The sequence below is a fragment of the Cupriavidus yeoncheonensis genome (assembly GCF_905397275.1).
GTDB classification, from domain to species: domain Bacteria; phylum Pseudomonadota; class Gammaproteobacteria; order Burkholderiales; family Burkholderiaceae; genus Cupriavidus; species Cupriavidus yeoncheonensis.
On sequence record NZ_CAJPUY010000012.1, the window covers coordinates 228,915 to 241,724 of the forward strand.

General features: G+C 67.9%; 12 protein-coding genes and 2 pseudogenes. 6 read left to right on the forward strand and 8 right to left on the reverse strand.

Annotation, left to right across the window (positions count from 1 at the left end; all coding sequences use genetic code 11):
- Positions 1-3 precede the first annotated feature (3 nt).
- Together KHO22_RS18180 and KHO22_RS18185 are read right to left on the reverse strand one after the other, a co-directional pair.
- The gene (locus tag KHO22_RS18180) at positions 4-636 is read right to left on the reverse strand and encodes a ParB-like protein (RefSeq protein WP_211948546.1); all 633 of its coding nucleotides are present in this window, start codon (positions 634-636) and stop codon (positions 4-6) included.
- Positions 637-687: 51 nt separating this feature from the next.
- The gene (locus KHO22_RS18185; protein ID WP_211948547.1) at positions 688-1,659 is read right to left on the reverse strand and encodes a BON domain-containing protein; all 972 of its coding nucleotides are present in this window, start codon (positions 1,657-1,659) and stop codon (positions 688-690) included.
- Positions 1,660-1,960: 301 nt separating this feature from the next.
- On the opposite strand from KHO22_RS18185, the gene KHO22_RS18190 reads away from it, so the two are divergent.
- From KHO22_RS18190 to KHO22_RS18205, 4 genes are all read left to right on the forward strand, one after another.
- The gene (locus KHO22_RS18190; RefSeq protein WP_211948548.1) at positions 1,961-2,818 is read left to right on the forward strand and encodes an SDR family oxidoreductase; all 858 of its coding nucleotides are present in this window, start codon (positions 1,961-1,963) and stop codon (positions 2,816-2,818) included.
- 73 nt (positions 2,819-2,891) lie between these two features.
- Complete coding sequence (locus KHO22_RS18195; protein WP_211948549.1) at positions 2,892-3,302, forward strand: hypothetical protein; 411 nt, start codon at positions 2,892-2,894, stop codon at positions 3,300-3,302.
- Positions 3,295-3,921, forward strand: coding sequence for a ParB/Srx family N-terminal domain-containing protein (locus tag KHO22_RS18200; protein ID WP_230426918.1), 627 nt, complete (start codon positions 3,295-3,297; stop codon positions 3,919-3,921). Before KHO22_RS18195 ends, KHO22_RS18200 begins: the two co-directional genes overlap by 8 nt.
- A gap of 187 nt (positions 3,922-4,108) precedes the next feature.
- Complete coding sequence (locus KHO22_RS18205) at positions 4,109-4,351, forward strand: DUF2188 domain-containing protein (protein WP_211948551.1); 243 nt, start codon at positions 4,109-4,111, stop codon at positions 4,349-4,351.
- A 24-nt stretch (positions 4,352-4,375) separates the two neighbouring features.
- Here the strand turns inward: KHO22_RS18205 and KHO22_RS18210 are convergent, their stop codons facing one another.
- The 5 genes and pseudogenes from KHO22_RS18210 to KHO22_RS18230 form a co-directional block, all read right to left on the reverse strand.
- Positions 4,376-5,479, reverse strand: coding sequence for a flavodoxin family protein (locus tag KHO22_RS18210; RefSeq protein ID WP_211948552.1), 1,104 nt, complete (start codon positions 5,477-5,479; stop codon positions 4,376-4,378).
- Complete coding sequence (locus tag KHO22_RS32500) at positions 5,457-6,245, reverse strand: BON domain-containing protein (RefSeq protein ID WP_230426919.1); 789 nt, start codon at positions 6,243-6,245, stop codon at positions 5,457-5,459. Before KHO22_RS32500 ends, KHO22_RS18210 begins: the two co-directional genes overlap by 23 nt.
- Before the next feature lie 185 nt (positions 6,246-6,430).
- Positions 6,431-7,378 (reverse strand): glycosyltransferase family 4 protein, encoded by a 948-nt coding sequence (locus tag KHO22_RS18220; RefSeq protein ID WP_211948573.1) that lies wholly within the window; start codon positions 7,376-7,378, stop codon positions 6,431-6,433.
- Positions 7,371-8,272: pseudogene (locus KHO22_RS18225) on the reverse strand (glycosyltransferase family 9 protein). The gene KHO22_RS18220 and the pseudogene KHO22_RS18225 overlap by 8 nt, the downstream one beginning before the upstream one ends.
- 475 nt (positions 8,273-8,747) lie before the next feature.
- The gene (locus KHO22_RS18230; RefSeq protein WP_211948553.1) at positions 8,748-9,392 is read right to left on the reverse strand and encodes a UdgX family uracil-DNA binding protein; all 645 of its coding nucleotides are present in this window, start codon (positions 9,390-9,392) and stop codon (positions 8,748-8,750) included.
- A gap of 260 nt (positions 9,393-9,652) precedes the next feature.
- Here KHO22_RS18230 and KHO22_RS18235 point away from each other — a divergent pair, with 260 nt between their 5' ends.
- On the forward strand, positions 9,653-10,036 hold the full coding sequence (locus KHO22_RS18235) for an NUDIX domain-containing protein (RefSeq protein WP_211948554.1): 384 nt from the start codon (positions 9,653-9,655) through the stop codon (positions 10,034-10,036).
- An 837-nt stretch (positions 10,037-10,873) separates the two neighbouring features.
- Positions 10,874-11,959, forward strand: coding sequence for a calcium:cation antiporter (locus KHO22_RS18240; RefSeq protein ID WP_211948555.1), 1,086 nt, complete (start codon positions 10,874-10,876; stop codon positions 11,957-11,959).
- Between the two features lie 712 nt (positions 11,960-12,671).
- Here the strand turns inward: KHO22_RS18240 and KHO22_RS32505 are convergent.
- Positions 12,672-12,810, reverse strand: a pseudogene (locus tag KHO22_RS32505) (muconate cycloisomerase); the annotation flags it as partial.

Below are 12,810 nucleotides of genomic sequence, written 5' to 3' on the forward strand. Positions count from 1 at the left end.
CCGCTAGCAGGACAACTTGCCGATATAGCCGGGCAGGTCCCGCGCCATGGCGCCCTGGGCCAGGTGGAAGGCGCGAACCAGCGCGGCCGCGAACGCTTCGGGCGTGTCGAGCGGCCCGCCGATGTGCCGGCGGAAGAAGTCTGCCCATTTGAAATCGGGATACGCCTCCCGGACCTTCCGGTAGCCGCCCGCCAGTTGCACGAACGCTTCCAGGCTGCGGTACGGGTCGTCGCGCATGTCCTGGATCGACACCGGCAGCTCGTGCAGGGGCCGTCGTTGCCCCTGCTCGTCATAGGGATGGACCATATGCTTCGCCACCATCCACTTCCAGAACCCGCGCGCGCCGAGGCGGCTGAGGTCCCGGCGGACAATGGCCGGCACATGCGTCAGGCCCAGGTCGTGCCACGCACGCACCCAGTGATGGTGATCGACCACGTATGGCACCTGCTCCGGGCCGATGACCACGTGCACGCGATGCTGGTCCAGGAATGCCGGCCTGCGCGCGGGCGATATCCGGCGCGTGACGTGCACCTTCTGGGCAACGTGGTAGGCGCCCACCGTGATCTGCGTCGGATGCAGTGCGTCGAGCGGCATCATCAGCTTGCTGCCGTCGCGAAGGACACGGGGTTCGCGCATGCTTGAAGGGCGTTGCGATGGCGCGGCGGCCAAGGCCGCCGCGCCGTGGGGTCAGCTCTTGTTGAGCGTGCGCTGCGGCGAGGTGTCCGCGCCTTCCAGGTGGCCCGCCACGGGGCCCGCGCGCTCCGTACCTTCGTTGCGCTGCACGCGCAGGCGGTTCTCGACCTCGTTCACGCCGAACACTGCCTCCGCGATCTCCTCGATCACGTATTTCTCGCGCCGCGCCTGCACCGTGCCTTCGAGCATGACGACGCCGTTGGTCACGTCCACGGAGACGTCGGAGACGTCGACGTACGGGTTCATCGCCAGCCGTTCGCACACATCCTCGCGCACGCGCTCATCGGGACGCCGGTAGCCCTTGGGCCCGACCGGCCGCCGCGCCGGGCCTGACGCGCCGCTGCTGCGTGCGCGGTCGCCCACATCGTCGCGGTACAGGCGCTGGCCACCGTTGTACGACTGGCCGCCGCTGCGCGGGTCGCCGAAATACCCGCCGCCGTAGGATGGCTGTCCGCCGCGCTGTCCGCGGTCGCGCGCCATGCCTTCGTCCCAGTGCATCGCGCGGCCACCGCGCCCGCCCTGCATGCGGCGTGCATCGTCGTCCCGGCGGCTGCGGCCACCCTCCGGATCGAAGCTGCCTTCATAGTTGCCCGAGTCATAGCCCGCCTGGCCCCACTGGCCGCGCTGCGACCGCTGCTCGTGCTCCTGATACCCGCTGTCCCGCGCGGACGGCTGGTAGCCGCCATAGGTACCGCTGTACGGATGGCCCGGGCCGCCCATGTCGGCGGCGCCGTAGCCCTGTTCGCCCCAGCTGCCGCGCGGCTGGCCGGCCGGCGTGTCCTGCTGGTGCCGGGCGCTGCCGCGCGAAGACGCGCCGCGCCAGTCCTCGCCCCACTCCTGGCCCCAGTCCTCGGAGCCGCCACCGTGGCTTTCATCGTGCACGGCCCCGCTACGCCCTTGCTGCGCCTGCCGCGCGTAGTCGCCGCCATCGCTGCCGCTACCGCGGCTCTTGCGGAAGTTGAACATGGTCTGCCTCCTTGCAGTCCTGGCCCGGCGGGCTCCGCCCACGCGCGGCCGCATCGAGTACCGGCACGCCGCAAGATCCGTGCCCCGGGTGCGCGCCCCGCCGGGGCGACCCGCCACACCGGTAGTTCCTTCACGCCTGCCGCGCGCCACGGTAAGGATTTCCATGCTGGTGTAAGGCTTACGGCAGCCTGCGTCCCGGCTGCGCTGTGACGCAGGCGCGGCGCGGAGGCATGGAACTTGCGCTTACGGAGGCATGGAACTGCGCGATACCCACCGAAACGCCGCTTTCGAGGAGCACGCCATGTCGACGCCCAAGGAACTTCCCCCGCAACACCAGGCCCGGCAGCCTGGCCTGCAGAGCGCGATGCAACCGCAGCCGGACAGCGGCGCCGACAACTATGTGGGCAGCGGCCGGCTCGCCGGCAAGGTCGCGCTCGTGACCGGCGGGGACAGCGGCATCGGGCGCGCCATCGCCGTGGCCTTCGCGCGCGAGGGCGCCGATGTCGCGATCGCGTACCTGAATGAGCATTCCGATGCGCGCGAGACGGTCAGGCTCGTCGAAGACGCCGGGCGCAAGTGCGTCTCGCTGGCGGGCGACCTCGCCGACAGCAGCCATGCCGAAGCCGTGGCCGCACGCGTGATCGACGCCTACGGCCGGCTCGACGTCCTGGTCAACAACGCCGCCGAGCAGCATCCCAAGTCGTCGCTGGAAGACGTGGACGCCGAACAGGTGGAAGCCACGTTCCGCACCAACGTCTTCGCGATGTTCCATCTCACGCGGGTGCTGCTGCCGCATATGAAGAAAGGCGCGGCCATCCTCAACACCACCTCGGTCACCGCGTACCGCGGCAGCGCGCACCTGCTTGACTACTCCGCCACCAAGGGCGCGATCGTGTCGTTCACGCGCTCGCTGGCGCTGCAGGTAGTCAAGCGCGGCATCCGCGTCAATGGCGTGGCACCCGGACCGATCTGGACGCCGCTGATCCCGTCCACGTTCAGCGCCGAAGAGGTCGCGGAATTTGGCAAGAAGACGCCCATGGGCCGCCCGGGGCAACCGTTCGAGGTCGCAGCGGGCTTTGTGTTCCTGGCGTCGGACGCGGCCAGCTATATCACCGGGCAGATCCTGCATATCAACGGCGGCGAGGTCGTGAACGGGTAGCAGCATCGCTGCGCCGGGGCAAGCGAACCGCAGCCCGGCGGTACAGATTACCGATTGCAGCTGGAGAGCAGCCATGTCACCGATCGTATTCGGACGGTTCGAGACCGTCGCCACCGCCGAAGACGCCGCGCGTGCGCTGTACGCGCACGGCTTTTCCGTCTGGGATGTCTCGATCCTTTCTGCCGCGCCAGAGGCCAGGCACGCGGGCGTGAAGCCGCGCGTGGTGCTGGCGGCGTGCGTGCGCCGCGGGAATCCCTCCGTGGCCGCCGACGTGCTGCGCGAAGCCGGTGCCCTGGACCTGGACCGCACCCAAGGCAACTGGGACGGCGGGCGCTGGACCGATTTCGACCCTGCCGTGCACGGAGTGCGGCGCGACTCGGCCCAGCCCGTGGCGCGCGATGCCGTGGACTGCGAAAGCACCGGCAACGAAGATCCGGGCAGCGAGCTGGAGCACTATGCCGACCCGCAGCGCAGCCATGACTAGACCCCGCAAGGCGATAGCCGAACTGGCGCGGCTGCGCCCGACCCAGCTCACGCTGGGCTATATCCATATGCGCGACAAGATGGCGGTGACGCGCCGGCACCAGGACCTCACCGACCACGCCGCGCTGCGCCGCTTCCTGCGCCGCCACCGCATCAAGACCGTGGTGGGACCGGGTGGCACGCTGTTCATCGTCGATCATCACCACTGGGCCCGGGCCTGGTTGGAGCTCGGCTACCGCCGGGCGCCCGTGCGCGTGCTGCATGACCTGAGCAAGCTTGGCCCATCGGCGTTCTGGAAGCGCATGGGCGCGCTCGGCTACGTGCACCCCTACGACGAACTCGGGCAGCGGCTCGGCGTCGAGGCGCTGCCCGCCACCGTGATGGGCATGCGCGACGACCCGTATCGCAGCCTGGCGGCATTCACGCGCCTGGCCGGCGCCTATCGCAAGCCCCCCGATGCGGCTGGCGACTTCCGCTGGGCCGGCTTCCTGCGCGAACGCGTCGAGGAAGACATGGGCACGATCGGCGGCTTCGCGCTGGCGTTGTCCCGGTCCATCCGCCTGGCGCGCAGCGCCGCCGCGCGCCGTCTGCCAGGTTACTGCGGCGCCGCCCCGGGTTAGCCCGGCCACGCGCCGCGGCTGAGGCGCCATGACTTCGGCCGCACACGTGGCTTGACCACGTAGTGATACGGACGCCACCAAGCGGGCCGCAGTCCGTTCCGATGACGCAAAAGTAGGACCCCGACGGACGGTAGCGTGACGCTGCGCCATGTAGAACACAGGCATGGGTTCGCATCGGAGTTCATACATGTCCAGCCGAAGTTGTTCCGTTCAGGTCTTCCAGACCGAAGCCGGCCGGTGGTCCGTAAAATCGGATGCGCCGGGCGCCAACGTCGTCGACTACGCGTCGCAGGGCGATGCCATTGCCGCCGCTGTGCGCATGGCCATGGCCGAAGGTGCCCTGCTCACGATCCACGCAGCCGAGGATGCAAGGAGCGAGATCGACTTCGCCGGGTGCTGCGCACCGCAAGGTTGCCTCAAGGTTGCCTGACGGCGACCGGCTCGCACCTTCCGCCTACTTCGGGCGTGGCGGAACCAGGTCCCTGCCCACCGCGGGCAACTTTCCTTCGCGGCGCAGCTTGACCGCCTCCGCCACTGCGGCGCCGGCGTTCTCCGCCTCGCGCTGCACGCCCGCGTCCTCGTCGAGGGCCCGGTGCGAGGTCGCGTAGGGCTTGTAGTAGCCGATAAAGCGGTCGAGCCGCGCATCGGGACCGGCGTCGATCAGCCCCATCCAGCCGAGCCAGTCGCACAGCGCGCGGCGCACGCTTTCCACGCCGGCCACGTCCCCGTGCACGATCACCCCATAGACGCGCCCCGCCAGATGCTTGGGATAGTCCCACCCCTTCAACTCCAGCGCCTTGGCTTCCGCCACGGTCTTCCCGTGCGTGCTGCTCGGATCAGGGTTGCCGCCATCGGCGCAAACCAGCCGGTCCATCATCAGCTTGAGCGGGCTGGCCGCCTGGTACCAGTAGGTCGGCGTCACGATCAGGATGCCGTGGGCCGCCACCCAGCGCGGGTAGATCTCGTTCATCCAGTCGTTGACCTGGCCGAGCGCATGGTTCGGATAGCAGCTGCATGGCCAGTGGCACAGTGGCATGGCGGTGGAAACGCAAGCCTTGCAAGGGTGGATGTAGCGTTCCGGATCGGAAGTCAGCAGGCTCAGGTCGAGTGTATCGACGGTGGTCCCCATCGCCTCCATCCGGGCCCGCGCGACGTTCGCGAGGCGCCAGGACTTCGACACCTCGCCCGGACAGCTGAAATCATTGCGCGCCGCGCCAATCACCAGCAACACACGCGGCGGCCCATCTGGATCGTCGTGGCGGCGACCAGCGTCGCGCACAGCATCGCGGGCCTGGCGCCACTCGACGGACAGGTCATAGTCCGGATCCGCCGCGCCAGCGCCAGCCTTCTCCGTGACGGGCGCCTTGCGGGCCTGGCAATACGCATCCCAGGCGATCCCTTCCAGTCGATCGATCGCCGCGTCTTCCTTGCGGAAAGCCGGATCGTAGTACCGGGCGCGAAAGCGCGCGCGGAAAGCCTCGCGGGACATGAACTCGACAATCTGCCCCTTGCGTATGTCGTGCGCCGCGTCGGGGTTAGCTTTGTCCTGGCTGGCCATGGCGGTCTGCGGCAGCGGTTCTCACACCCTGGCCCGGTGTTGCTTCCTGCGTCGACGTCGAAGCCCGCCCGACGCGAATCTGGTTGTCGACGTCCCGGACGCCGAACACCGTATCGACGACTTCCTCGATGCGGTACTTCTGCCCGCGTTCCTTGACCTTCCCGCTCAGTGTCACGATGCCGTCCGCAACCGCGACCTCGACATCGCTCACATCGAACCTGCTATGGGCCAGCCGTTCGCACACCTCGTCCTGGATGCGCCCGTCAGGCCGGTGATAGCCCTTGGGACCGCTGGGCCGGCGCTGGCTGCCGACGGGATGCTCGGGCCGTGCGAAGTCCATTGGCTCCCATTGCGACGCGCCGGCAAACGGGACGTAGCCTTGCCCACCCCGCCCCGTGTCCGTGGGCGCACGACTGGCGCCCCACTCCTCGCGCTGGGTGTGCGACTGCCGCTCCCGTTCGTCGCCGTATCCGGTCCCGCGGCCCCGCTGCCAGTCCCGGCGCGAACGCCAGTCCGGATCGCGCGGCGCAGGCGGGGCATGCCCTTCGGGAACTTCATTGCGTGGGCCACGACGCGGCAAGGTTGGCGAAGGCGGCGAAGGGGGCGATGTGGGCCAGCCATTCGCCGGTTGCCGGGCTCCGGCCTGCCAGCGTGGATCGCCGCCAGCGCTGCGCTGCCGGCGTACCGCCTGATCGTCAAACTCGTCCGGCAAGTCCTCTCTTGACCCGCCGTAGCGCAGACGATCACCGTATTCGTCTCGGTTCATCGATAGCTCCAGTAGTGAGGGCGTCCGGTACCGGTCGTACCGTCCCATGCGCCCGACGTCGCCGCAAGTTCCGTACCTTCGCGCCACGCCCGCCTCCAGCGCCACAGGCTCGCCGAGGGCGCCGTGTGATTTACATCGCTACAGGGAAAACTTGCATCGGCCTGACGCGGCAAGACGCGACGGCGTCATCCGGCCACCTCCCGAAACGCCGCTTGCCAGTCGGACACGAAGCGCCCGATGCCAAAGCGCTCGCGCGCCGTGCGCGCCGCCGCCTGCCCCCAGCGCGCAGCCAGCACCGGCTCATCGATCAGTGCCCGCATGACCTCGACCAGGCTTTCCGTGCGCGTATCGACATAGCCATTCGTACCGTTGCGGATCACCGTCGACAGCTCCGTAGTGGCCAGGCCGACGACGGGCATGCCGATCATCATCGCCTCCACCACGGCTAGCCCGAGGCTGGTATAGCGGACCGGGTGGAAGAAGAACCGGTATCGCGCCGTGAACCTCGCGAGCTGATCGTTCGGGACCTCGCCCAGGCCGCCGGACGCCTCGGCTTCCCTGCCGACGAGATCGAGCGCAACCATGCGCCGGGCTTCGGCAAACACGTCCGCCCCAAATCTGCGGCCGCGCCGGCCCAGGTGGTTGACCACACTGATGCCGCGCGCGAGCGTGCCCGTGTATCGCACCGCCGGGTCGACCACCACGCCATGGTCGATCACGCGCGTGGGCGTGACCCCGCTGTCCCACATCAACGCGTTGAACGGCGTTACATGCACGAGCAGCACGCTCGGGTCCTGGACCGGGTGGAGCGTGTTGGTGGGGTGCTCCTGCGGGGGATCGTGCTCCAGATAGAGTGTCGGCAGGTTGCGTTGCACGGGCGTCAGCAGCGCGTTCCGGTCATGTTCGTAGTGGCTGCGGTGCTGGTAGAGCACGCAGTCGAACTCCGTGGCGGCAACCCGCTCCCACGGCAGCTCATGGACGTTCCGTCCCCACGGCAGCGAGCCACCCACTCCGGCATAGCCTGGCGGATACCCCTCGCGGGTCACCACGTAGAACTCATGCGGCACCTGCGACAGGTAATACAGGTAATTGCCGTGGACGTGCCACGTGAGGATGCGCAATCGCCTAGGCATGGAGGTCATGGTCGCGCGACGCCAGGCCCAGTGCGGCAGCCTCGACCGCCTCCACCGTGATCGCCGTCGCGCATTCGTGGCGGAGCGGGCATTTCTGCCAGCCACAGGGGCGGCACGGGGGATACGAGGCGAGCACCTGGTGCAGGGTGATGTCCAGTGGCGCCCATCGTCCGCCATCACCGCCGCAAGACACCACCACGCTCGGTGTATCGAGCGCGGCGGCAAGGTGCGATGGTCCCGTGTCGTTGCACAGCAGCAGCCGCGCATGCGCGATCAGCGCGGCCAGCTCGCCCAGCAGCGTGGCGCCCGCGAGGTTGACCACGTCGCCGCCAATCAGCGAGCACAGCCGGTGCGTCAGCATCATTTCCTCGGGGCCGCCGGTGACCACCACCTTCCAGCGCGCGCGCAGGCGCAGCGCGACTTCGGCAAAGCGCTCGACCGGCCAGCGCCGCGACAGCATCCGCGCGCCAGGATGCACGCAAATGTACTCGCCGCCGACCAGCCCGTGCTGCGTTCGATCTCGTTGCCCTCGGGCCACGGGACGAGCCGCTCCGTCTCGCCGGCCAGGCTCGCCTCCGCCGCCGTGGAGCAGAACCCGGCCATGGCCCGCGCGCCCAGGTGGCGCACCACATCATTGCTGAGTGTTCCGCTGCCATGGAGCTGGATGGCCAGGTCGAACCGGCGTGCGCGCGCCGCGGCATGGAACGGCGCCTGCGCCGCCTGGTCGAAAGGCCCCTCGGGAAACCCCGGCGCACCCGGGAAGACCAGTACCTCGTCGATCAGCTGGGGGAAGCGGCTGGCAAACTCGCGCGCCCAGGGCAGGCCGATCAGCGTGATATGCGCATCCGGTTCGCCTTCGCGCAACGCGCGCAGGGCCGGCACGGCGCAGAGCATGTCACCCAGCTGCAGCGCGCGAAACACCGCGATGCGGCGTCCGGACCGGCCCGGCGCCGGACTGGCTGCCGGCAATGGCAGCACGGCGGCGTCTCCCACACCCGCGCCGTCGCTTCTTTCCACGTTCCTTAACAACAGCGGCGCATTCATAGGAACCTCGTCTGGAAAGCCACCGCGCCGCGCCCGGAATCCATATCGATGTGACGACCGTTTCCGCGACATGCGAAATGATTGGCGGTCATCACGTCGCGCAGAGAGGCTGCCATGGAGGCATGCTGCGTTCGGGTGGCCATCAGGTTTCTACATGTGGTCGATTCGATCGCCGTGGCGCGGGGGCCAGGCAGACAAGGGATTGCAACGACCATGCCCGTCGCTCGCGGCAGGCACGGACGGCCCGGGCTGCGTAAGAGGCAAGGGAAATTGCGGTCCATCATGGAAAGATTTACCGCCCGTACATACTGGATCGGGGTCTGGATCACCCCCGTACGCGATGTTGCTTCCCTGTCTTTGGTCCGGCGGCGAGACGGACCGCCTGGCGCAGGCTGGCGACGATGCGTTCGAACGCGGCATGGCGTCCTTCCTCGGTGCGCTGGCGCAGGACGAACGACGGGTGGTACGTGGCAACAACCAGGTGCCCGTCCTTCTCGACCGGGGTGTCCAGCAGTGCCGACAAGGCCACGCGCTTCCTGCCAAGCACGGCGCCGGTCGCGGTCGCGCCAAGCGCCACGATGACGGTGGGGCCGACCGCATGGATCTCCTGTTCGAGCCACATGCCGCAGGCCTCGATCTCGAGCTGTCCCGGGGTCTTGTGCAGACGGCGCTTGCCGCGCAACTGGAACTTGAAATGCTTGACGGCGTTAGTGAGGTAGACGTCTTCACGCTGGAGCCCGGCCCGTGCGAGCGCCTCGCCAAGCAGGCGGCCCGCCGGCCCGACGAAGGGCTCGCCCTGCAAGTCCTCCTCATTGCCGGGCTGTTCGCCGACGAGCATGAGCCTGGCGCTTGCGGGGCCTGTTCCCGGCACGCCCTGCGTGGCGTCGCGCCATAGCGGACAGCGCCGGCAGGCATTGAGCTGCGGGCGCTCAGGCACGGTGTCGGCGGATTTTTCGGCGTGGCGGGGCATCTGTGCATACACTGGCGGCAGATGTCGTGAAGGATTCAAGATGCATGCCGGGTCGAAGCAAGCGGCGACTGGCACGACACGTGCCGGGTGCTGATGCCGATTGACAGGTGACGGCCGTACGCGGGTACCATGCTGTGCGCCATGCCATACGATTCTTGCCAGATGGATCGCGGCGCCGGTCATGCGTAAGCGGCGGACCGTCTCGGAACAGCGCCACACGCGGCCAGCCTCTGCGCCGCGGCTCATTGCAGGGAGCTGACATGCAACCACTGAAACCGAAAGTCAGGGCCACCATCGTCTGCATCCGACACGGCCGCGTGCTGCTCGTTTCCAAGGACGGTGTGCGATGGGCGCTGCCCGGGGGCCGTCCCGGCAAACAGGAGTCGCCCGAGGAAACGGCACGGCGCGAACTGCAACAGGAAACGGCGCTGGAAACCAAGGCGCTGGTGGGCGTTTTCCAGTTCATCGGCGCGACCACGGTGCATCACGTGTTCACCGCCGCGATTGACGCATCCGCGCGGCCGAAGGCCGGTCATGAAATCAGGTCTCTGCAATGGCTGCCGCACGAGAAGCTTGGCGAAGTGGAAACCAGTGCGACGACGCGGCAGATTGTGTCGCAGTTTTTTCAAACCGATCTTCGGTAGCAATTTGACGCGCGTGGGTCGGCTTCGCCATCCCGTGCGCGACGCACGCAGCACGTTCATGCGACGGAAGTGACGTGCGGACGATAACCGCCGGGAGCCGCGTCGCAGGAGCGCAACAGCCCCGGGATTGACGCCTGTCCTGCGCCGGTTCGCAGCTACACTCGTTGGCGGGGCGGTTAACGGGTACGCCCCAACCACTTCGAGCCCTCGACCACCCCGGCCGAGGGCTTTTTTGTTTGCATGGATTGGCGAGATGATCGGAAATGCCACCTCTGGCATTTTGTCAATTGAATCGTTCCCGTCAAATTCAGCAAAACGCCGCCACTGCCCGGGCGCGGCGCCTGTCCGTGCGCCCTCGCGCCTGCCTGTCCGCACCCCTTCCTGAAGAGGGTGTCGGGCGCAACGAATGCTCCGCATACTGCCGCCCTTGCCGGCCATCAGAGCCGACTATCCGGGTCAAACAATGCAGAATGTCGTCGCTTACGGCGTGTATTTTCTCGCCTGCCTGATTGCCTTGGTGGCTGCCGCCCGCTGGATCTGCCGCAACGATCCCGCCCTGCGGGATTCCCGGTCACCGCCACGCCGCAGTCCCGAAGACCGGGCGGCCTCCGTACCACCGGAGGATTGATACATGAGCGGAATCCGCCAGTATTCCTCCTGAAATTCACCCAATTTCGCGCAATTCTCGGGAACTGATTTGCGCCTCGCTTGCCTTATCACTGCCGCCACGGCTGTCCGCCGTGGCGGATCACCCGCCTGCTTCGTGCCGGGCCCTTGCTCCGCACGTCTCCTGCCGCCGCTCGGAGGCACCGAAAACAAGAAAGGAAAAAAACAGGGATGGCACTGACTTCCAACAAGCTGCCGGCGTGGACCGTGTGGGCCCCGCTTGCCGCGGCGGCGATCCTCGCCGCCGGACTGGCCCTGCCCGCACAGGGCTGGCTGATCGCGCTGATGGCGCCCGCGCTCGCGGGCGCGGTATTCGCCGCGGTCCACCACGCGGAAGTGGTCGCGCACAGGGTCGGCGAGCCGTTCGGCACGCTGGTGCTGGCCATCGCCGTGACCGTGATCGAAGTGGCGCTGATCGTCTCGGTGATGCTGTCGTCGGGACCCGAGAAAGCGGGTCTTGCGCGGGATACCGTGTTCGCCGCGGTCATGCTCATCTGCAACGGGATTGTCGGCCTATGCCTGTTCGTCGGCGGCCTGCACCATCGCGAGCAGGCATTCCAGGCACCGGGCGCCAATGCCGCCATGGCGGTGCTGGCAGCCCTGCTCGTCCTCACCATGGTGCTGCCCAACTACACCAGCAGTTCGCCGGGTCCGGTGCTCACGCCCGCGCAACTCGGCTTTGCCGGCGTGATGTCGCTGGTGCTGTACGGCTCGTTCGTGTTCGTGCAGACCGTGCGCCACCGCGACTATTTCCTTGCCGGCGACAGTTCGGACGAGGACGTCCATGCCCCGCCGCCGCCGGGGCGTGTGGCCACCTTCAGCGGCCTGCTGCTCGTGCTTTGCCTGGTGCTGGTGGTCGGCCTGGCCAAGCTGCTGTCACCGTCCGTGGAGGCTGCCGTGTTGCGCGCGGGCGCGCCGGCGGCAGTGGTCGGCATCATCATCGCGGCCATGGTGCTGTTGCCCGAGGGCCTGGCCGCGCTGCGCGCGGCGCGCGCCGATCGCATCCAGACCAGCCTGAACCTTGCGCTCGGCTCGGCGCTGGCCAGCATCGGCCTGACCATTCCGTCGGTCGCCGCGGTCTTTATCTGGATCGGACAGCCGCTTGAACTCGGGCTTGGCCCGAAGGAAACCGTGCTGCTAATGCTGACGCTGATCGTGTCGTCGCTGACGCTGGGCAGGGGCCGCACCACGATCCTGCAGGGCGTGGTGCACCTCGCCATCCTGGCCGCCTACCTGTTCCTTTCGGTGGTGCCCTGAGGCGGGCGCTGGCGCAATCGGGGGGCCGGGGTGAGGATTGGGGTGTCGCTCTTGACGTTCGCTGCTGTTTCGCCGGCGTAGCCGGCGACCTCCTTTTGCCCGAGCGGCAAAAGGAGGCAAAAGCGCGTCCTCGTGGTTGACGAACGGCCCGATGGGGTGAAGACGGTACAGGGCATAGCCAGACTGCCTGCCGCGTAGATGATCAGGATAGAGACGTCGGATGAGCGAACCCGGATTACTTGGTGGCCCCTGCTAAGCGCGCCACGGTGGGACGCCTACGGCTGCGCTGCGCGCGGCTCGGGGGAAGAACAAGAGGGAAAGGGAATCGCTGGCGCCAGCAACATTGATGCCTCTCGCATCCCGACCAGGACGTGCGCGCAGCGCAGCCGAAGGCGTCCTGCCGATAACGCTGTTGGAACGCTGTACCCGAGCCCTACATGGGGATCGTACAAAAGCAGGTTATCGCAGGCACTGGTCCTGACTCACTATGCGTAGCAGGCTCGAACGGGCAACCAAGGCTCGCGAGACCAACGCCTCTCGAACACAAGAAGCGCATCGTTGATGGCCAGCCGCCAGGCGACGCGTTTCTTGCCTACTTCTTGTCGCTCGGACAAGAAGTAGGTCGCCGGCTACGCCGGCGAAACGGGGGCGCCAGCCAAGAACAACACACCAATCCCCCCCCCCCGCCGCATTCCGGCGAAGAACCTTACTCTCACGCGCGATCGCGCCGGTAGTGCGCGAGCTTGTCCTCATCGAGCGCCAGACCCAGGCCCGGTCCTTCGGGCAGGTGCAGGCTGAAGTCGCGATAGGTGGGCCGCTCGACCACGATGTCATCCTTGAGCAGCAGCGGA

Excerpts from the sequence above, each read along its gene's own strand:
- KHO22_RS18180 (WP_211948546.1), bottom strand. The coding sequence starts at position 636 with ATGCGCGAACCCCGTGTCCTTCGCGACGGCAGCAAGCTGATGATGCCG.
- KHO22_RS18185 (WP_211948547.1), bottom strand. The coding sequence starts at position 1,659 with ATGTTCAACTTCCGCAAGAGCCGCGGTAGCGGCAGCGATGGCGGCGAC.
- KHO22_RS18190 (WP_211948548.1), top strand. The coding sequence starts at position 1,961 with ATGTCGACGCCCAAGGAACTTCCCCCGCAACACCAGGCCCGGCAGCCT.
- KHO22_RS18195 (WP_211948549.1), top strand. The coding sequence starts at position 2,892 with ATGTCACCGATCGTATTCGGACGGTTCGAGACCGTCGCCACCGCCGAA.
- KHO22_RS18200 (WP_230426918.1), top strand. The coding sequence starts at position 3,295 with ATGACTAGACCCCGCAAGGCGATAGCCGAACTGGCGCGGCTGCGCCCG.
- KHO22_RS18205 (WP_211948551.1), top strand. The coding sequence starts at position 4,109 with ATGTCCAGCCGAAGTTGTTCCGTTCAGGTCTTCCAGACCGAAGCCGGC.
- KHO22_RS18210 (WP_211948552.1), bottom strand. The coding sequence starts at position 5,479 with ATGGCCAGCCAGGACAAAGCTAACCCCGACGCGGCGCACGACATACGC.
- KHO22_RS32500 (WP_230426919.1), bottom strand. The coding sequence starts at position 6,245 with ATGAACCGAGACGAATACGGTGATCGTCTGCGCTACGGCGGGTCAAGA.
- KHO22_RS18220 (WP_211948573.1), bottom strand. The coding sequence starts at position 7,378 with ATGCCTAGGCGATTGCGCATCCTCACGTGGCACGTCCACGGCAATTAC.
- KHO22_RS18230 (WP_211948553.1), bottom strand. The coding sequence starts at position 9,392 with ATGCCCCGCCACGCCGAAAAATCCGCCGACACCGTGCCTGAGCGCCCG.
- KHO22_RS18235 (WP_211948554.1), top strand. The coding sequence starts at position 9,653 with ATGCAACCACTGAAACCGAAAGTCAGGGCCACCATCGTCTGCATCCGA.
- KHO22_RS18240 (WP_211948555.1), top strand. The coding sequence starts at position 10,874 with ATGGCACTGACTTCCAACAAGCTGCCGGCGTGGACCGTGTGGGCCCCG.